We start from the raw sequence: 17,675 nt of genomic DNA, 5'->3' as shown, positions 1-17,675 counted from the left end.
CGGTCGGCGCGCTCGCCGGCCTTGCCGACGGCGGCGACGATGCGGCCCCAGTTGGCGTCCTCGCCGGCGATGGCCGTCTTGACCAGGGGCGAATTGGCGATGGCCTTGGCGATGCGCCGGGCGGCGCCGTCGTCGGCCGCGCCCGATACCGAGATGGCGACGAACTTGGAGGCCCCTTCGCCGTCGCGCACGATCTGCTGGGCCAGGTCGATCGACAATTCCTCCAGCTTGGCCTTGAAGTCGGCCAAGCGGGGATCGCCGACGTCGGCCACCGGGGCGTTCCCGGCCTGGCCGGTGGCGAACAGGATCAGGGTGTCGCTGGTCGAGGTGTCGCTGTCCACCGTGATGCTGTTGAAGGAACGGTCGGCGGCCGGCGCCAGCAGCGCCTGCAGGACGGCGGCGGGCAGGGCGGCATCGGTGCAGACGTAGCCCAGCATGGTCGCCATGTCGGGGGCGATCATGCCGGAGCCCTTGCAGATGCCGTTGATCGTCACCGTCGTGCCGTCGATGCAGGCCGTCCGGGTGGCGCCCTTGGGGAAGGTGTCGGTGGTCATGATGGCCCGCGCCGCGTCCGCCCAGGCTTCGGCCTTGAGAGCGTCGCGCAGGGCGGGCAGGCCGGCGATCAGGCGCTCGACGGCCAAGGGCTCGCCGATGACCCCGGTGGAGGAGACGAAGACCGTGCTGGGGCGGCAAGGCAGCAGGTCGGCCACCGCCTCGACGGTGGCCTTCACCGCTTCCTCGCCCAGGCGGCCGGTGAAGGCGTTGGAATTGCCGGAATTGACCACCAGGGCGCTGGCCACCCCGCCCTTCAGGTGTTCGCGGCAGGCGAGCACGGGGGCGGAGGCGGTCAGGGACTGGGTGAACACCCCGGCCACCGTGGTGCCGTGGACGAATTCCATCAGCATGACGTCGGTGCGGCCCTGGTAGCGGATGCCGCAGGCCCCGGCCGCCAGGCGCACGCCGGCGACGGGGGGCAGGTCGGGGAAAGTCGCGGGTGCCAGAGGCGATACCTTGCCGCCCATGTTCATGTCTCCCTGTTCCGGTTCAGCGTTCGCCGTTCATCACCTTGATTTCCGCCTTGGCCCTGAGTTCACGCAGCAGGGCCGCGCCAACCTCGCGGGTCATTTCGGTGCGCAGTTCCTCCTCCACCTCGGCGAAGGGCTTGGCCTTGGCGATGCGGCGGTCTTCGACGCGGATCACGTGCCAGCCGAAGGCGCTTCTCACCGGGGCGGCCGAGACCTTGCCTTTTTCCAGGGCGAAGGCGGCGCGGGCGATGTCGGGGTGGACCTCGGCCTCGGTGAACCAGCCCAGGTCGCCGCCACCGGCCAGTTCGGCGAAATCGGCGCCCTTGGCGAGGCGCTCCAGGATGGCGCGGGCCTCGCTTTCGCTGTCCGCCACGATGTGGCGGGCCCGTACCTCGGGCTTGCCTTCCCGTTGGGCGTTGTGACGCCGGTAGCGGTCCTTCAGGGCCTCCTGGGTGACGTGGGCGCGGATCTGGCGATCGAGGAACAGGCGTTCGAGGATGCGTTCCTCCAGTCCCGCCATCTGGTGCTTGAATTCCGGGTCTTCCGCCAGACCGGCCTTGCGGGCCTCGGCGGCCAGCAGATGGGTGTCGATCAGGCTGCTCAGGATCAGGGGCGTGATGGCCTTCTCGGGCATTTCCCGCAACTGGTCCGGCAGGCGGGGGCGCGCTTCCTCGATCTCGCTGCGCAGGATTTGGCGGCCATTCACCACCGCGACGACGGGATCGGCTGCCACCACCGGGCTTGCGGCGACGAGGCCCAGGATGAATGCCCAGGCATGCTTCGGGATCATGGCGGCCTCCCTTGTTCAGCGATGGCATCAGGGATAAAGGACTCGCCGCCCGTCGACAAGGGGGGGCGCACCATTGCGGCCTTGCCCTGTCCACGCCAAAGGCTTTACAGTCCACGACAAAGAGCGGTCGGGGGGCCGTCTTAAGTCAAGCTGGGAAGCTTGCGGCACGACAGAAGGCCGGAGGAGCAATGATCGGGAGGATTTCGCGCCACCTGTCTGTGGGGGGGCTTGCGAGTGTCGCCGCCGTGGTGCTCGGTGTCCTGTCGGCACCGGCGGCGGGGCAGGTCGAGTTGCGTCAGGAGCCCATTCGGCCGATCCCGCTCAACCACGACGAAGACCAGGGAAAGGTGGACCTTGGCCGTCGCCTGTTCGCCGATAAGCGTCTATCGACGGCCGGCGATTTCAGTTGCACCCAATGTCACGATTTCAGCCTTGCCGGAATCGATGGCCGGGCGCGCGCCCGCTTCCGCGAGAAGGAGGGGGAGCGCAACGTCCCCACCATCTTCAACACCCGCTATAACGTGGCTCAGGTTTGGGACGGCCGATTCCTCGATGTCGAGGCCGATATCGAAGCCACCGTCGCCTCGCCGCATAGCTTCGCCTCCCATTGGCCGAGCGTGGTGGACCGGCTGCGGGGGGTTCCCGAATATGCGGAGGTCTTCTCGAATCTCTACCGCGAGGGCTTGACCAAGAAGACGGTGATCGACGCTGTGGCCGTCTACCTGCGGGCATTGACCACGCCCAACTCGCGCTTCGACCGCTACCTGCGCGGCGACGAAGGCGCCATCGGGGCCGAGGAAAAGGAGGGCTATGCGCTCTTCAAATCCTACGGCTGCATCGCCTGTCACCAGGGGGCGGCGGTGGGCGGCAACATGTTCCAGCGCTTCGGGGTGCTGGGTGACTATTTCGCCGACAAGGCCGGCGAGGCAGTCCCGGACCTCGGGCGCTACAATGTCACCGGCCATCCCGACGATCGCTTCGCTTTCAAGGTGCCCAGCCTGCGGCTCGTGGTAAGGACGGCGCCCTATCTGCACGACGGCAGTGTGGCGACCCTTGAGGAAGCGATCCGCATCATGGCCAAATACCAGCTTGGACGGGCCATTCCGGCCGAGCACATCCATCTGATCGTCCGCTTTCTGGAAAGCTTGGTGGGCGAGCACGGGGGAAAGCCCCTGTGACCGGCGACAGGTCTCTCTTCGCTGGGTTCGTCTTGCTGGTCGGGCTGGTGGCCGGAATGTTCCTGGCCGACCGCTCCCACGTCGCGGACCTTGGCCGCTACGAGGAGGCGGTTGTCGTCTTCCGGCGGGTGGGCGAACTGGAGAGCGATATGGAGCGCAGCATGCTGCTGCTGCGCGGCGGCCACACAAGCCACTATGACGACATGGTGACGCTGGTAGGGGACCTGCGGCGCGAACGCCGCCGTCTGGAATCGGCCGTCCACCGTGGACCTTCCGACATCTTGCCGCTGCTGCGCCGTTACAGCCAAGCCAGCGAGGAACGCATCGCCATCCTGGAACGCATCAAGGCGCGCAAGGCCCTGATCGCCAATTCCCTAACCTATTTACCGGTGGTCGAGCGCGATCTGCGGGACGATCCCGGCGCTTCCGGTGACTTGCGCCGCTTGGCCGAGGAAGTCTTGCATCGCGTCGTCGTCTTCGCCGCCGGCAGCGATGCCCGGTCCCGTTTCGAGTTGGAGGACAGCCTGGCCCGCCTGTTCGCGGCGGTCGGCGAAGCGAGGGAGGAAAGCGCCGCCTCGTCCGTCTTGCGCCACGGACGGGTGGTGATGGAGGAATTCCAGGCACTGCTTGCCGATGTCGATTCCTTCCTGCAAGGCCGTCCCAATGCCCTGCTCGACGCGATCGGGCAGAGCCATCAACGCCATCTGCGGCACCGCATGGATGGCGAGGAGACCATCCGCCAGGGTCTCATCCTTCTCTCTGCCCTGCTGGTGATCGGGATGGGCTATACCTTCCTGTCCCTGCGCCGGGCCCGGCAGGCGGAGGCGCGCGGTCGCGGCCGCATGCTGGACGCCATCGAGAATTTCGCCGAAGGATTCGCCCTGTTCGATGCCCAGGACCGGCTCTTGATGTGGAACGACAAGCTGCTGCAGTTCTTTCCCGGCGGCCGCGCCGCGTTGTCCGGAGCGCCTACCTTCGAGACCTTCATGCGGGCGGCGGTCGGCGCGGGGGACATCCTGGTCGGCGAGGACGGCACCGAATCCTGGATGCAGGAACGGCTGCGCCGCCATCGCAATCCCAGCGGCATGATCGAGATATGCAAGCGGGACGGCCGCACCGTGGAAATCCGGGAACGCCGCACTGCCGAGGGCGGCGTGGTGGTGACCTATGCCGACGTCTCGGAGCGGGTCGCCATCGCCGAAAAGCTGAAGCGCCACCGCGCCGACCTGGAACGGGCCCAGGAACTGGCCCACATGGGAAGCTGGAGCTACGATCTGGCCACGGCCGAGTTTTCCTGGTCGCCGGGGCTCTATCGCATCTTCGGCCGCGATGCCGCGACCTTCCATCCCACGCCGGAAGCGGTCCTGGAAAGCGTCCATCCCTTCGACCGGCAACGGGTGCGTGAAGACCTGGAACGACAGGTGGTAAGCCCCGGCACCCATACCGCCGAATACCGGATTTTGCGGCCGGACGGCACGCTCTGTTACCTCCGTTCGGTGCGCGAAGTGCTGGCCGATGCGAATGGCAAACCGGTCATGATCACCGGCATCGCCCAGGACATCACAGGGCGCCGGCGGTCCGAGGAAACGCTGGACCGCCTGTTCCAGGCCATCGAGCAAAGTCCCGTCTCGGTCGTCATCACCGACGCCCACGGCAATATCGAATACGTCAACCCGGCCTTCGTGCGGGTAACCGGCTACACGCCGCTCGACGTGATCGGTGCCAATCCGCGGGTTCTCAAGTCGGGCTACAATTCGCCATTGGTCTACAAGGAGCTTTGGGAGACCATTCTGGCCGGCAGGGAATGGCGCGGGGAACTGCATAACCGCCGGAAGAACGGCGCCCTGTTCTGGGAGTCCGTATCCATTTCGCCGATCAAGGACCCGGATGGCGCCATTACCCACTTCCTCGCCATCAAGGAAGATATCACCCAGCGCAAGGCCATCGAGGATAAGCTTCTGCGCCAAGCGAACTTCGACGACCTGACCGATCTGCCCAACCGCGTCCTCGCCATGGACCGCCTGTCCCAGGCCCTGGCCCAAGGGTCCCGCGAGCGGCGCCTGGTCGCCGTCATGGTCGTCAACCTGGACGATCTGAAGAAGATCAACAACACCCTGGGCCTTGCCGCGGGCGACACGCTTCTGGTGGAGGCTTCGCGGCGATTGGCCGCCTGCGTGCGCGACGGCGATACCATCGCCCGCCTGGAAGGGGACCAGTTCCTCATCGTCCTGCCCGACTTGACACTGACGGTCTTCGCCGAGGTGGTGGCGCAGAAGCTCCTGGCGGTCTGCAACCGGCCTTTCGTCCTGGACGGCCAGGAGGTTTTGGTGACCGCGCGTCTGGGGCTTACCATTTCGCCGACCGACGGCAGCGATCCGCAGGTGTTGCTGCGCAATGCCCAGGCGGCGGTGAGCCGGGCCAAGGAGATCGGCGGCAACACCTATCGCTTCTTCACTCCGCGCATGAACGAGGTGGCGATCCGTCGCTTGGCCGAGGAGAACCTGCTGCGCCAGGCGTTGGACCGCAACGAGATGTACCTCGTCTACCAGCCTTTGATCGAAACCGGTACTGGCAGGGTGGTGGCGGCGGAAGCCTTGTTGCGGTGGAACAATCCGCAACTTGGCTTGGTGCCGCCGGATCAGTTCATCGCCACCGCCGAAAAGACCGGGATCATCGTGCCGGTCGGCGAATGGGTGCTGCGCCGTGCCTGCCGGACGGCCAAGGACTGGAACGACCAGACTGGACGTTCGGTCCGCATCGCGGTCAACGTCTCCTTCCGCCAGTTCAAGGGCGGTACCCTGGTGGATATCGTGGCCCGTGCCCTGGAGGAGACGGGGCTTCCCGCCGAATGCCTGGAACTGGAAATCACGGAAAGGGTTCTGATCGAGGACGATCCGGAAACCGGCGTGATCCTGAACACCCTGCATGAAATGGGCGTGCGATTGTCCATGGACGATTTCGGCACCGGATATTCGTCGCTCAGCTACTTGAAGAAGTTTCCCTTCGATACCATCAAGGTGGACCGGTCTTTCGTGCGCGACGTCAACGACGATCCGGACGACGCGGCTCTGGCGTCGGCGATCATTGCCATGGGGCATAGCCTGGGGCTCCGGATCATCGCCGAAGGCGTCGAGACGCCGGCACAACTCCAGTTCCTCAAGGAACGGGGTTGCCACATCATCCAGGGCTACTATTTGAGCCGTCCCCTGGCCGAAGTCGATTTCGCATCCTTCCTGCGGCGGAGCGATGGATGATAGATCGCCTGCCCGCCGTCCCGCCTCACGTCGATGTCGATGCCCGCACGCGCGAGACCCTGATCGGAGCCGTCAAGCTGGTGCTGGGACGCATGAAGCAGGCAGGCCTGCTCGACAACTCGATCGAATATCCCCATTTGCTTGGGGATGCCCGGCGGATGGCTGACTTTATCCGTTTGTTCAAGAACAACCGCCGGCTGGCGCAGGACCTCGCCCTCGACATCAAAGGTCGGGCGGTGGAAGCGGACGACGAAAGGCTGGTCTGCGGCGTCACCCTGGCCCAAGTCGAACGCATGCTGGTCTTCACCTGCGCCAAGCGGGTCTTTCAGGACGGTGGCAAGGAGACGATTCCTCCCGGCATCGAAAGCTACATCGCCTTCGCTTGGCAGCTTCCCCTGCTGGAGGCCTACAAGGTTTTATTGTCACCCGCCCACATCAAGATCCTCGATGCGAATCTCCTGCTGCTCCGCGATATCCGTTCGATCCGGGCGGTGGCCGTCGGCGACCCGTCGCGGTTGCGCCAAGCCATGGATGTAGCCGGGCCGCGCTTCGCCGAGGCCATCGCGGCCAATCCTGACTGTTTGGCCGGCCTGGGAAGGGTGGAGAAGGCGGTCTTCGACCGCCTCGCCCGCTACGCGGGGCCGCGCATCTGGGACACTTTGGCCCATGAAGCTCAGGTCGTCGCCGAACTGGCCGGGCGGCCGCCGGAACGCCTCAAGGCCCTGGGGCCAAGCATGGGCGACATCTGCCTGGCGGCGCTGCTCTTGCTGGACGACGTGCCGTCCCACCTGTTCGAGCCCTTCATGGAATCCTTCCGGGCCATCCTGGGACCGGAGGGTGGCGCGCTGCTCGGCGACGAAGCCTTCGTTCGGGAAATCCTGCGGGAGGTGGTGGAGCGCTTCCGCAGCCTGAAGGACATGCCCGAAAACAAACGAGGCAACATCGCCGAGATCGCCGATCTGAAATGGAGCGCCCTGGCACCTAAGATCGACGCTTGGCGGGCCGGACGTCCGGCGGCTTCATGACGCGGTGACGGGCGGCGATTCTTCGGCATCGCAGCGGTTCTCCAGCGGAGCCCGCATCTGGTCTCCGGGCGGCAGGACCAAGCGGCCGATCAGGCCGGGCAATTGCTCCAGGTGCCGAAGATCGTCTTCGTGCGGCGCATCGAATTCGGTGAGCACGCGATCCACCAGATCGATCAGGCTCAGGCACATGGCAGCTGCCGGCAGATGGCGGGTGGACTTGATGCGCCGGCCGATGTCTCGGGAAACCTGCGCCAAGTGCTGGAGGTATTCCCGCGCCTCCGTCTTGTCGCCGGTGCCGTTCAGGCCGGGCAGGATGCGGTCGACCAGATAGCCGATCTGGTAGGCATCGCGTTCCACCTTCTGTTCGTTGATGCGCGCCGCCGCGCTTTCGACCATTCGCTTCATGCGGAATGGGTCGACTTGCCCCATGGCCCGGCATTGCAGCGGATTGGGCACGTCGAAGACCTGGACGACCTGCGTGCCCGGACGTGCCTGGAGCCGGCGGTCCGGTCCAACATATTCGCTGGTCACGACGAATCTCTTGCGCTTCTCGATCAACTGCATGATGCGGTCGACCAGTTGCTCGGGCGTGAAGGGCTTGGTGAGGACGGCATCGGTTCCGGAATCGATGATCCCGCGCATCATCGGCAAACTCGGGTTGGACGCCAGGGTGATGGCGACCAGGAATGGATTGGACCCCAATACACCGTGCCGCACATCTCGGATGACCTCGCTCAGATTTCCTTCCGGCAGGATGGTGTCTCCCACGAGCAGATCGACCGTGCCCTGCTCGATCGCGTTACGGATGGCGAGGAGATTGCCGGTGGATTGGATGGTATGGAAGCCGTGCTCGTGAAGCGCTTCTTCCAACTGCCGGCGAACGGTGACGTTGGGCTCCGCCAGAAGCAGGCGGATGTTGGCCAGATCGTATGTCAGCATACGCTTTCCTCTCGCCCGGCCCCATGTCCGGCTACCGAAAACCGGAACCTTGCCACCGGGACGGCGACCCCATAGATCGTTTCGGTATTTGATTGATGCAATGTCGCCGCAAGGAGCCGTGAAGTCAATGGCCGCAGGTTAGGAGCCAGTGGCGGCCAGTCGGGTCCAGACGGCCAGTGCCTGGGCCGTGTCGGCCACATCGTGGACCCGCAGCACATGGGCGCCCCGGGCCACTCCGGCCAGGGCGGCAGCCAAGGAGCCGGGCAGGCGGTCGGTGGGAGGTTCCCCGCGGCTGAGGCGACCGATGAAGCTCTTGCGCGAAACCCCCAGCAACAGGGCGCAGCCGAGTTCGGCAAAGCGCTCCAATCCGGCGACCAGCGCCAAATTGTGATCGACCGTCTTGCCGAAGCCGATGCCCGGATCGACGGCAATGCGTTCGGGCGGGATGCCCGCCGACCGACAGGCATCCACCCGGTCGGCCAGGTAGCCGAAGACTTCCGCCACCACGTCGTCGTAGCGGGGATCGTCCTGCATGGTGCCTGGTTCGCCCCGCATGTGCATGAGCACCACCGATGCGCCGCTCCCCGCCACGGCGGGCAGCGACCCCGCGTCGCCCTCCAGGGCGGTGATGTCGTTGACGATACGGGCGCCCGCGGCCAAGGCTCCCTTCATGACCGCCGCGTGGCGAGTATCGACGGAAACCAGGGCGCCTTCTGCCACCAGGGCTCGGACGACCGGAATGACGCGGCGGAATTCCTCCTCGACGGAAACCGGGGCGGCACCGGGCCGGGTGGATTCGCCGCCCACGTCCAGGATGTCGGCCCCCTGGGACATCAAGGACCTTCCGTGGGCGATGGCGGTCTCGGGCCGGAAATACAGCCCACCGTCCGAGAAACTATCCGGGGTGACGTTGACGATGCCCATCAGTCTCGGGCGATCAAGGGTCAGTCCGGCGAAGCTCGACGCCATCAGCCGCCCGGCTGCGGCTCCGCCCCGAAAGGCGGCGACGGCTTCTTGCCGCTGGAAGGCACCGAAGATTTGCGGCCACCCGGCGGCATGTCCTTGGGCCAGCCGTTTTCTTCCGGCCGGGTGATGGTCTCGCCGCGCAAAAGGGCCTGGACCTCGTCGCCCGACAGGGTTTCGTATTCCAGCAAGGCGTTGGCCAGGATATCCAGATCGCCGCGACGTTCCGTAAGGATGCGCCGCGCTTCCGATTCCGCCTCGTCGATCAGGCCGCGAATTTCCTCGTCGATCAGCCGGGCCGTGGCGTCGGAGACGTTCTTGTGCTGGGTTACCGAATGCCCAAGGAAGATTTCTTCCTGGTTGTCGGTGTAGCGTAGCGGCCCCAGCTTCGACGAAAATCCGTATTCGGTCACCATGCGGCGCGCCATATCGGTGGCCTGCTTGATATCGTTGCCGGCACCGGTGGTGACGTTCTCGCGGCCGAAGACCAGTTCTTCCGCCACCCGGCCACCGAAGGTCATGGCAAGTCGCGACTTCAACTCGGCGATCGAGAAGCCGTAGCGGTCGCGTTCCGGAAGGGACATGGTAAGCCCCAGGGCGCGGCCGCGTGGGATGATGGTCACCTTGTGCAGGGGATCGTGCTTGGGCACCACCAAGCCGACGATGGCGTGGCCGGCCTCGTGGTAGGCGGTGAGCTTCTTCTCTTCGTCGGTCATCACCATGGAGCGCCGTTCGGTGCCCATCATGACCTTGTCCTTGGCGGCCTCGAAGTCGGCCATGGTGACCACGCGCTTGCCGGCGCGGGCAGCCAACAGTGCCGCCTCGTTCACCAGGTTGGCCAAGTCGGCACCCGAAAAGCCGGGAGTGCCGCGGGCGATGGTGCGGGCATCGGCGTCGGGAGCCAGCGGCACCTTCTTCATATGGACCTTGAGGATCTTTTCGCGGCCCAAGATATCCGGGTTGGGCACGGTGATCTGGCGATCGAAGCGGCCAGGGCGAAGCAGCGCCGGGTCGAGCACGTCGGGACGGTTGGTGGCGGCGATCAAAATGACGCCTTCGTTGGACTCGAAGCCGTCCATCTCCACCAGCAACTGGTTGAGGGTCTGCTCGCGCTCATCGTTGCCGCCGCCCAGGCCGGCGCCGCGATGGCGGCCGACCGCGTCGATTTCGTCGATGAAGACGATGCAGGGCGCGTTCTTCTTGGCCTGCTCGAACATGTCCCGGACGCGCGACGCCCCGACGCCGACGAACATCTCGACGAAGTCGGAGCCGGAGATGGTGAAGAAAGGCACGTTGGCCTCGCCGGCGATGGCGCGGGCCAGCAGGGTCTTGCCGGTGCCCGGCGGGCCGACCAGCAGGCAGCCCTTGGGGATCTTGCCCCCTAGGCGCTGGAACTTGTGCGGGTCCTTGAGGAACTCGACCAGTTCCTCCAACTCCTGCTTGGCCTCGTCGATGCCGGCCACGTCCTCGAAGGTGACGCGGCCCTGCTTCTCGGTCAGCAGCTTGGCGCGCGACTTGCCGAAGCCCATGGCCTTGCCGCCGCCCGACTGCATCTGGCGCATGAAGAAGATCCACACGCCGACGATAAGCAGCATGGGGAACCACGAGATCAGCACACCCGACAGGGTGGGGGCGTTCTCATCCCAGGGGGTGGCCTGGATATGGACGTTCTGCTGGCGAAGCGTCCCGACGATGTTGGCGCTTTCCGGAACGTAGGTGACGAAGGAACGGCCGTCGCGGTAATGGCCCGTCAGGTTGGGGCCCTGCATCACGACGTCGCGCACTTCCCCGGATTCGACCGAGGCCATGAAGTCGGAAAAGGCAACGATTCCGTGGGGGCCGCGCGGGGCGGCGCCCTGGAACAGATTGAACAGGGCGAAAACCAGAAGCCCGATGATGACCCAGAGCGCCAGGTTCCTGCTGAAATTCACGTGTCGAGTTCCTCTCGCGCCGGAAAAGCCGGTTCTTGCCTCTAAGACATAGTACGTTCCCGCCAATCCGCAACGGCAAATCCGAGGATCGCGGGCGGATGTGGCCGGGCGCCACTATAGCGGACCCCGACGGCGGGGAGAACAGCCTCGTGGCGACGCGGCCCCTCCGGCTCGATACGCAGGCGCCCCCGCCAGGGTCGCAGGCGGCAGCCGCCCAAGGTCCGCAGGGCGATGCCGCCGCCTTCGGCAAGCGCCGCCCGCAGGCGCTCCAGGCGGTCTCCGCGCGGCGGATAGGCCGCCTTCCCCACGGCCATCAGCAATCGTTCCAGGGCCCGGCGGGCCACGTCGGGAGGCACCGAAACCAGGGCGGCGCCGTCAACCAGGGCGAAGCCATCCGGGTGGAAGGCGGCGGAACAGGCCAGGAAACGGGCAACTTCGGCCTCGGCGGCGGTCCGATTCCTGCCTGCCCGACTTGCGGCTTCCGCCGCCGCCAGGCTGGCGATTCCATCGTGGCGCAAGCGGGCGCGGGCGAATCGGAGGTCGCGGTTGCTGGGGTCTTCGATCCAGGGGTGGTCCGCAGCGAGGAGGGTAGCTCGCAGGCGCTCCTTGGGAATATCGAGCAAAGGGCGGAGAAATCTGACCGCCGGGCGCTCCACCACCGACGCCATGCCGGCCAATCCGTCGGGGCCGCTGAGGCGGGCTTGACGCATCAGGTAGGTTTCCGCCTGGTCGTCGTGGTGATGGGCCAGCAGCAGGTGCAGGACGCCCTCGCGTCGGCACCAATCCTCCAGGAGGGTATAGCGGGCCTGGCGGGCGGCCTTCTGAATGCCGGTGGCCGGCTTTTCGCCTTCCCAGCGGAGGACCCGATGGCCGATTCCCAAGGTCGCCATCCAGTCTCCTACCCGGGTGGCCTCGGCGGATGATTCGGGCCGCAGGCCGTGATCCACGGTAAGCGCAGTGACACCGCCGCCCCTGGCTTCGGCCCAGACGGCGGCAAGTCGGGCGAGGGCGAGGCTGTCGGCGCCGCCCGAGACCGCCACGGCCAAGCGCGGCCGCCGCTCGAAGGGGCCGACGGTCGCCATCAGGCGGCCGAATTCCTCGGAAACGAGGGGGAGGGTCACTTGCAGCCGAGCCGAGTCTTCTCGCCGTCCACCTTCTTCTTGACCACGGCCGGGGCGTCGGGGAATTCCCGCGTCAGCTTCCCGAAGGTGGTGCAGGCCTGGTCCTTCTTGTCCAGGTTGGACAGGGCCATGCCCAGCTTGAGAAGGGAGTCCGGGGCCTTGCCACCCTTCGGGGCGGCACCGTAGGCCTTGAGAAAGCCCTCGGCGGCCTTCACGTAGTCGGCTCGTACGTAGAAGGTCTCGGCCAGCCAGTAACGGGCGTTTTCGGTCAAAGGATCGTTGGGATGGGCGTCGACGAAGGCCTGGAGAGCCAATTCCGCCTGGTCGTACTGGGCGCGCCGCAGCAGATCGAATGCGTGGTTGTATTGGTCCTTGGTCGATCCCTCGGGCAGGGCGGCGGTCTTGGCGTCGCCTTTGCCGGTGATGAGCGTGGTGCCCTGGCCGGAAGCGTCCACGCCCGCCGGGCCCTTGGCCGCCAGCGGCTGCGGGGCCTTGGCGGCCGGGTCGGCCTGCTTGATGGTGGCGGGGGAACCGAGCGGCAGCACGCCCTTGCCTAGATCCTGGGCCGGCCCGGTGGGGGCGAGTCCGCCCGCTCCCTGCGGGGGGGCGCCCATGGCCGGGGGCTGGGCCGCGGCTCCGCCCTTTTCCAAAGTTCCCAGGCGGTATTCGATGTCGCCGACCGCCTTGTCCATGCGCGTGTGGGCTTGGTTGGCCCGGTGCATGGCTTCTTCGACCTTGCCGGTAAGGCCGCGGATCTGTTCCTCCAGGTCGCCGATGCGGTCGTTGAGCCTTGCCACGCCGGCACCGGAGGGGGGCGCGGAACCGCCCTCGTTGACCGACAGGGGGGTGGCCGGCGCATTGCCGCCGCGGGCGACCTGAACGTTGAGGGTCCGGATGTCCCGTTCCAGGCGGTCGATGCGGTCCATCAGGGCCCCCATTTCGCGGTCCTGGGCCAAGACACCGCCCGACGGGGCCGCGATGCCGATCAGGAGCACCGTTCCCGCCGCCGCACGGCGCAAGCCCTCGAAAGAGAAAATCCCGTGGTGGTCGAAGCGACTCATGATCCCAATCCCCTCGATGATCCCAACAAACACTCAAACGCCGCGCGAGGGCGTCCCCGGCGGCCCGACAGGAAGCTGAAGGACATTTTAGGCAGAATTAGGGCGCTTGCCCATCCCGGCCTTCGCCGGGCGAACAAGCGCCCAAAATCCTAGGCCTCCAAGCCGCGGCTGCGACTTAGTTGGCCGGAGCCCCACCGGTGATGGCGGACACGCCACGGCGATTCTGCGCCCAGGCGGCCTCGTTGGAGCCCATGGCGACCGGACGCTCCTTGCCATAGGAGATCGTCTTCACGCGGTCCTTGCTGACACCCAGGCTGACCAGGTAGTCGCGAGCGGCGTTGGCGCGACGCTCGCCCAGGGCCAAGTTGTATTCGCGGGTGCCGCGCTCGTCGCAGTGACCTTCGACGGAGAGGGTCACGGCCGGGAACTTCTTCAGCCAAGCCGCCTGCTTCTCGAGAGTGGCGCGGGCATCGGCCTTCAAAGAGAACTTGTCGTAGTCGAAGAACACACGGTCGCCGACCTGGGTCTGGAAGTAGGCCACAGAATTCTCGGCGGGAGCCTTCGCAGCGGTGGAGCCGGCACCAGCGCCAGCGCCAGCGCCAGCGCCGCCCGTGGTGGCGCCGGTGTCGGAAGCGGTTTCGCAGGCGGCAGCCAGAACCAGAGCCGCCAGCAGAGCAGTGATCTTGCGCATAAGAGTCCCCCTTACGGAGTGTACAAACAGCCATTCGCCGGACATTCCGGCCGAGGCCTAGGATTGAAACCTTTGGACAAAGCCGCCCTGCAACGAAGACGGCACACCACCGGGCCCTAAGGCCCGTTGGCGGCGCGGACTATATTATGATTGTTTCAAGGTTTCAAGGCCCTTTTCGTCACGGGTTCAAGGGCGACCATGCCGGGTCCGACGCATCCATGGGCGTCACGACCTCGCGCTCGTTATGGCCGGTGAGGTCGACCGAGTAAAGGCGGGTGACCCCGTTCTTGCCTCCGTTGAAGGGCTGCTGGCGGAAATACATCAGGACGCGGCCGTTGGGGGCCCAGGTCGGGCCTTCGACCAGGTAGTCTTCCACCAGCAGGCGTTCGCCGCTGCCGTCGGGCCGCATGACGCCGATGTAGAAGCGGCCCTTGGACATCTTGGTGAAGGCGATCAGGTCGCCGCGCGGCGACCATACGGGCGTGCCGTAGCGGCCATCGCCGAAGCTGATGCGCTGCACGTTCTCGCCGTCCGCATCCATCACATAGAGCTGCTGAGTGCCGCCCCGGTCCGAGTTGAAGACGATCTTGCGGCTGTCGGGGGCATAGCTGGGCGATGTGTCGATGCCTGGGTTATTGGTCAGTTTGACCACCTGCCGGGTGCGCAGGTCCATGGAATAGATTTCCGAATTGCCTTCCTTGGCCATGCTCATGATTACCGACTTGCCGTCCGGCGAAAAGCGCGGCGCAAACGTCATGCCGGGGAAATCGCCAAGCACTTCCTGGCGGCCGGTGTCGATGTTGAATATGTAAACCCTGGGGAGATTGCCGTGGTACGACATGTAGGTGATCTCTTGCAGGGTCGGGCTGAAGCGCGGGGTCAGCACCAGCGAGCTGCCGTCCGTGAGGAACCGGTGGTTCTCGCCGTCCTGGTCCATGATGGCCAAGCGCTTGACCCGCTTGTTGTGGGGGCCGCTTTCCGCGATGTAGACGACGCGGGTGTCGAAATAGCCCGATTCGCCGGTGACGCGCTTGTAGATGGCGTCGGCGACGATGTGGGCGACGCGGCGCCAGTTGTTGGGCACCGTGTAGTAGGCCAGCCCGACCATCTGCTGTTCGGCGAAGACGTCCCAGAGACGGAATTCGACCCGCAGCCGCCCGTCTTCCACCTTCTGGACCCGGCCCTGGACCAGGGCTTGGGCATTGAGAACCCGCCAGTCGCCGAAGCGCGGCAGGGTGTCCATGCTGGGCTGGGCCTGGATGAAGGCCTTGGGATCGACCGGCCGGAACAGGCCCGAACGCTCCAGGTCGGCGGCTACCACGCTGGCGATGCCTTGGCCGACGCGGGATTCCTCATCCTGGGTACCGATGAAGGTGGTCACCGCGATCGGCATGGGTTCGACCACGCCCTTGGTGATGTCGATGCGCAGTTCGGCGCGGGCTTCCGGAGCGGCGGCGGCCAGCACCAGGACGGCGGCCGCCAGGATGCGGCGGAGCGGGGAAACGCGGTTGGTCATCATCATCCTCCTCGGAACGAATCGCCGGGCATTGTAGCGCGAATTGTGTTCAAAGCATGTCTTTCGGATTGAAGGCGAGCGTCATGGTCTTCCAGCGGTCGTACTTGTCGGCGGGCAGCTTGAAAGGCTGGCAGGCCGGATTGTTGACGGCCCGGATGGCGCTTTCGGCGGCGGCCCGGTAGTAGGTGTCGGCGAACATGCGCATCTGGTCGACCACCTTGGACGAACGCACGGTGCCGTCCGGGTTCATCTCGACCTGGATTTCGACCACCAGATCCTTGGCGTCCTTGGCGCCGGCCGGCACGTTCCAGCAGCGCTGGATCTGTTGGCGCACCAAGTCGATCTCGCTGATGGATAGCGGCATGGCCGGATTGTAGTTACGCTGGCCAGGGCTGCCGATGGCCTTGGCGATATCCTCCTGGAAACTATCCTTCCTGGGTGCCGGCTTGTCTTCGGTTTTCGGCTGCTTCTTCTTCAGATCCTCCAGCGTCTTCAGCACCGAGGTGAAATCATCCGGCGGTTTCGGCTTGCGTTTCACCTTGGCTTCGGCCAAGCGCTGGGGAATCACCGCCTTTTCGGGCTCCGGCTCCTTCTTGGGCTCGGGTTTCGGCTCGGGCTTGGGTTCCGGCTTCTTAGGCTCCGGCTCCTTCTTGGGTTCGGGCGGCGCCGGTTCCACTTTCTCCGGTGGCGGCGGAGGAGGGGGCGGTGGTGGTGGTGGCGTGGGCTTCGGCGGCTCCGGCTTCGGCGGTTCGGGCTTGGGCGGTTCGGGCTTGGGTTCCTCCGCCTTTTGCGGCGGCGCCGTGGGCACGTTGGTCTTTTCCGCCACTTGGGCGATCTCGACCACGATGGGTTCCTCGACCACGACCGGCTCGCGCAGCAGATGCGGCAGTCCCAGGTAACCGAAGGCGATCACCAGGGCGTGCAGCAGGACGGAAAGCGGGATGCCCCAGCGCATGATACCTACCTGCCGCCCTTGGCCTTGGCCTTCGGGACGGGCGGAGCGTTGTCCTTGGAGGCCGTTATCAGGGCCACCTTGCGAAAGCCCGAGGCGTTGATGGCGCCCATCACTTCCATCACCCGGCCGTAGTTCACCCCCTTGTCGCCGCGCACGAAGATACGGGCTTCCGGGTTGGCGTGGGTGATGGCCATCAGGCGGGCTCCCAAGGCTTCCAGGTCGGTCTCGGCTTCCATGATGTAGACCTTGCCGGTGGCGTCAACCGACACCGCCAGGGGTTCGTCCTGGCCGGGAATGGCCGTTGCACTGGTCTTCGGCAGGTCGACCTGGACGCCCACCGTGAGCAGCGGTGCGGTGACCATGAAAATCACCAGAAGCACGAGCATCACGTCCACGAAGGGCGTGACGTTGATCTCGCTCATCGGCTGGGCCTTGCCTCGCCGTCCGCCGGAACGGACGCTCTTCTGGATCGAGGCGCCCATCAGTCGCGCTCCATCTGGCGCGACAGGATGGCCGAGAACTCGCCGGCGAAGCCGTCCAGGCGTCCGGCGTAGCGGTCGAGCTCCTTCGACAGCTTGTTGTAGGCCAACACCGCCGGGATGGCCGCCAGCAGACCCAGCGCCGTGGCGAACAGGGCCTCGGCGATGCCGGGGGCCACCACGGCCAGACTGGTATTCTTCGACAGGGCGATGTTCTGGAAGCTGTGCATGATGCCCCAGACGGTGCCGAACAGGCCGATGAAGGGAGCCGTCGAGCCGGTGGAGGCCAGGAAGGTCATGTAGCGTTCGGCGCGGTCCATCTCGCGGTTCATGGTGATTTCCATCACCCGGTCGATGCGGTCGGAAAGTCCGGCGCCGGAGGTCTCCGGCCCGACCGCGCCGCGGGTCACCGCCAAGCGCCATTCCCGCATGGCGGCGCCGAAGACCGCCGACATGGGATCGCGTGGCGTATTGCCGGTGCGGTCGAAGAGTTCGTCCAGCGAGCGGCCGGACCAGAACGACCCCTCGAAGTCGTCGGCCTTCTTGTTCAACCGGCGGATGACGAAGGTTTTCTCGAAGATGATGGCCCAGCAGCCGACCGAGGCGACCACCAGCAGGAGGATCACCCCCTTGACGATCAGGTCGGCCTTCATGAACAGGTTCAACATGGAGAAGTCGGCGGGATTGAGTTGCGACCCTCCCATCATCACGGCTTGGACGGCGGTAGTCTCCATGGCGTTCGACCTC

The 17,675-nt window shown here is 65.9% G+C and carries 15 protein-coding genes; 3 read left to right on the top strand and 12 right to left on the bottom strand.

Going from position 1 to position 17,675, the window contains the following annotated elements; genetic code table 11:
* Both argJ and H7841_02020 read right to left on the bottom strand, forming a co-directional pair.
* A partial coding sequence (gene argJ / locus H7841_02025) for a bifunctional glutamate N-acetyltransferase/amino-acid acetyltransferase ArgJ (protein ID MEO5335661.1) occupies positions 1 to 1,022 on the bottom strand: 1,022 nt, incomplete at its 3' end.
* A gap of 22 nt (positions 1,023 to 1,044) precedes the next feature.
* Positions 1,045 to 1,815, bottom strand: coding sequence for a peptidyl-prolyl cis-trans isomerase (locus H7841_02020; GenBank protein ID MEO5335660.1), 771 nt, complete (start codon positions 1,813 to 1,815; stop codon positions 1,045 to 1,047).
* Positions 1,816 to 2,003: 188 nt separating this feature from the next.
* Here H7841_02020 and H7841_02015 point away from each other — a divergent pair, with 188 nt between their 5' ends.
* The 3 genes from H7841_02015 to H7841_02005 are packed head-to-tail and all read left to right on the top strand — an operon-like array spanning position 2,004 to position 7,272.
* Positions 2,004 to 2,993, top strand: a complete 990-nt coding sequence (locus H7841_02015) for a cytochrome C biogenesis protein CcsA (GenBank protein ID MEO5335659.1) — start codon at positions 2,004 to 2,006, stop codon at positions 2,991 to 2,993.
* Positions 2,990 to 6,247 (top strand): EAL domain-containing protein, encoded by a 3,258-nt coding sequence (locus tag H7841_02010; protein ID MEO5335658.1) that lies wholly within the window; start codon positions 2,990 to 2,992, stop codon positions 6,245 to 6,247. Before H7841_02015 ends, H7841_02010 begins: the two co-directional genes overlap by 4 nt.
* Positions 6,244 to 7,272 carry a hypothetical protein gene (locus tag H7841_02005; GenBank protein MEO5335657.1) on the top strand — a complete coding sequence of 343 codons (1,029 nt, stop codon included), beginning with the start codon at positions 6,244 to 6,246 and terminating at the stop codon, positions 7,270 to 7,272. Before H7841_02010 ends, H7841_02005 begins: the two co-directional genes overlap by 4 nt.
* Here the strand turns inward: H7841_02005 and H7841_02000 are convergent.
* The 10 genes from H7841_02000 to tolQ all read right to left on the bottom strand — a co-directional run bounded on the left by H7841_02000 (position 7,267) and on the right by tolQ (position 17,662).
* Positions 7,267 to 8,211 (bottom strand): response regulator, encoded by a 945-nt coding sequence (locus tag H7841_02000; protein MEO5335656.1) that lies wholly within the window; start codon positions 8,209 to 8,211, stop codon positions 7,267 to 7,269. The genes H7841_02005 and H7841_02000 overlap by 6 nt on opposite strands.
* Before the next feature lie 138 nt (positions 8,212 to 8,349).
* Positions 8,350 to 9,180: a dihydropteroate synthase gene (gene folP / locus H7841_01995; GenBank protein ID MEO5335655.1), complete on the bottom strand. Its 831-nt coding sequence runs from the start codon at positions 9,178 to 9,180 to the stop codon at positions 8,350 to 8,352.
* Complete coding sequence (gene ftsH, locus H7841_01990; protein ID MEO5335654.1) at positions 9,180 to 11,105, bottom strand: ATP-dependent zinc metalloprotease FtsH; 1,926 nt, start codon at positions 11,103 to 11,105, stop codon at positions 9,180 to 9,182. Before ftsH ends, folP begins: the two co-directional genes overlap by 1 nt.
* 41 nt (positions 11,106 to 11,146) lie before the next feature.
* A complete protein-coding gene (gene tilS / locus H7841_01985) occupies positions 11,147 to 12,226 on the bottom strand; it encodes a tRNA lysidine(34) synthetase TilS (protein ID MEO5335653.1) in 1,080 nt (359 codons plus the stop codon).
* Positions 12,223 to 13,287: a tol-pal system protein YbgF gene (ybgF, locus tag H7841_01980; protein MEO5335652.1), complete on the bottom strand. Its 1,065-nt coding sequence runs from the start codon at positions 13,285 to 13,287 to the stop codon at positions 12,223 to 12,225. Before ybgF ends, tilS begins: the two co-directional genes overlap by 4 nt.
* Before the next feature lie 175 nt (positions 13,288 to 13,462).
* Complete coding sequence (gene pal, locus H7841_01975; protein ID MEO5335651.1) at positions 13,463 to 13,978, bottom strand: peptidoglycan-associated lipoprotein Pal; 516 nt, start codon at positions 13,976 to 13,978, stop codon at positions 13,463 to 13,465.
* A 178-nt stretch (positions 13,979 to 14,156) separates the two neighbouring features.
* Positions 14,157 to 15,500: a Tol-Pal system beta propeller repeat protein TolB gene (tolB, locus tag H7841_01970; GenBank protein MEO5335650.1), complete on the bottom strand. Its 1,344-nt coding sequence runs from the start codon at positions 15,498 to 15,500 to the stop codon at positions 14,157 to 14,159.
* 43 nt (positions 15,501 to 15,543) lie between these two features.
* Entirely contained in the window at positions 15,544 to 16,449 is a 906-nt protein-coding gene (locus H7841_01965) for a TonB C-terminal domain-containing protein (protein ID MEO5335649.1), read from the bottom strand.
* Between the two features lie 5 nt (positions 16,450 to 16,454).
* Positions 16,455 to 16,931, bottom strand: coding sequence for a protein TolR (tolR, locus tag H7841_01960; GenBank protein MEO5335648.1), 477 nt, complete (start codon positions 16,929 to 16,931; stop codon positions 16,455 to 16,457).
* Positions 16,931 to 17,662, bottom strand: a complete 732-nt coding sequence (gene tolQ / locus H7841_01955; GenBank protein ID MEO5335647.1) for a protein TolQ — start codon at positions 17,660 to 17,662, stop codon at positions 16,931 to 16,933. Before tolQ ends, tolR begins: the two co-directional genes overlap by 1 nt.
* Between the last annotated feature and the right edge of the window lie 13 nt (positions 17,663 to 17,675).

The sequence above is a fragment of the Magnetospirillum sp. WYHS-4 genome (assembly GCA_039908345.1).
In the GTDB taxonomy this organism is placed as follows: Bacteria; Pseudomonadota; Alphaproteobacteria; order Rhodospirillales; family GLO-3; genus JAMOBD01.
The sequence above is the reverse complement of the archived record's forward strand: the minus strand, read 5'-3'. Positions and strand labels throughout refer to the sequence as shown.

Excerpts from the sequence above, each read along its gene's own strand:
- ybgF (MEO5335652.1), bottom strand. The coding sequence starts at position 13,287 with ATGAGTCGCTTCGACCACCACGGGATTTTCTCTTTCGAGGGCTTGCGC.
- H7841_02005 (MEO5335657.1), top strand. The coding sequence starts at position 6,244 with ATGATAGATCGCCTGCCCGCCGTCCCGCCTCACGTCGATGTCGATGCC.
- tolB (MEO5335650.1), bottom strand. The coding sequence starts at position 15,500 with ATGATGATGACCAACCGCGTTTCCCCGCTCCGCCGCATCCTGGCGGCC.
- folP (MEO5335655.1), bottom strand. The coding sequence starts at position 9,180 with ATGGCGTCGAGCTTCGCCGGACTGACCCTTGATCGCCCGAGACTGATG.
- pal (MEO5335651.1), bottom strand. The coding sequence starts at position 13,978 with ATGCGCAAGATCACTGCTCTGCTGGCGGCTCTGGTTCTGGCTGCCGCC.
- tolQ (MEO5335647.1), bottom strand. The coding sequence starts at position 17,662 with ATGGAGACTACCGCCGTCCAAGCCGTGATGATGGGAGGGTCGCAACTC.
- H7841_02000 (MEO5335656.1), bottom strand. The coding sequence starts at position 8,211 with ATGCTGACATACGATCTGGCCAACATCCGCCTGCTTCTGGCGGAGCCC.
- tolR (MEO5335648.1), bottom strand. The coding sequence starts at position 16,931 with ATGGGCGCCTCGATCCAGAAGAGCGTCCGTTCCGGCGGACGGCGAGGC.
- H7841_01965 (MEO5335649.1), bottom strand. The coding sequence starts at position 16,449 with ATGCGCTGGGGCATCCCGCTTTCCGTCCTGCTGCACGCCCTGGTGATC.
- H7841_02020 (MEO5335660.1), bottom strand. The coding sequence starts at position 1,815 with ATGATCCCGAAGCATGCCTGGGCATTCATCCTGGGCCTCGTCGCCGCA.
- H7841_02015 (MEO5335659.1), top strand. The coding sequence starts at position 2,004 with ATGATCGGGAGGATTTCGCGCCACCTGTCTGTGGGGGGGCTTGCGAGT.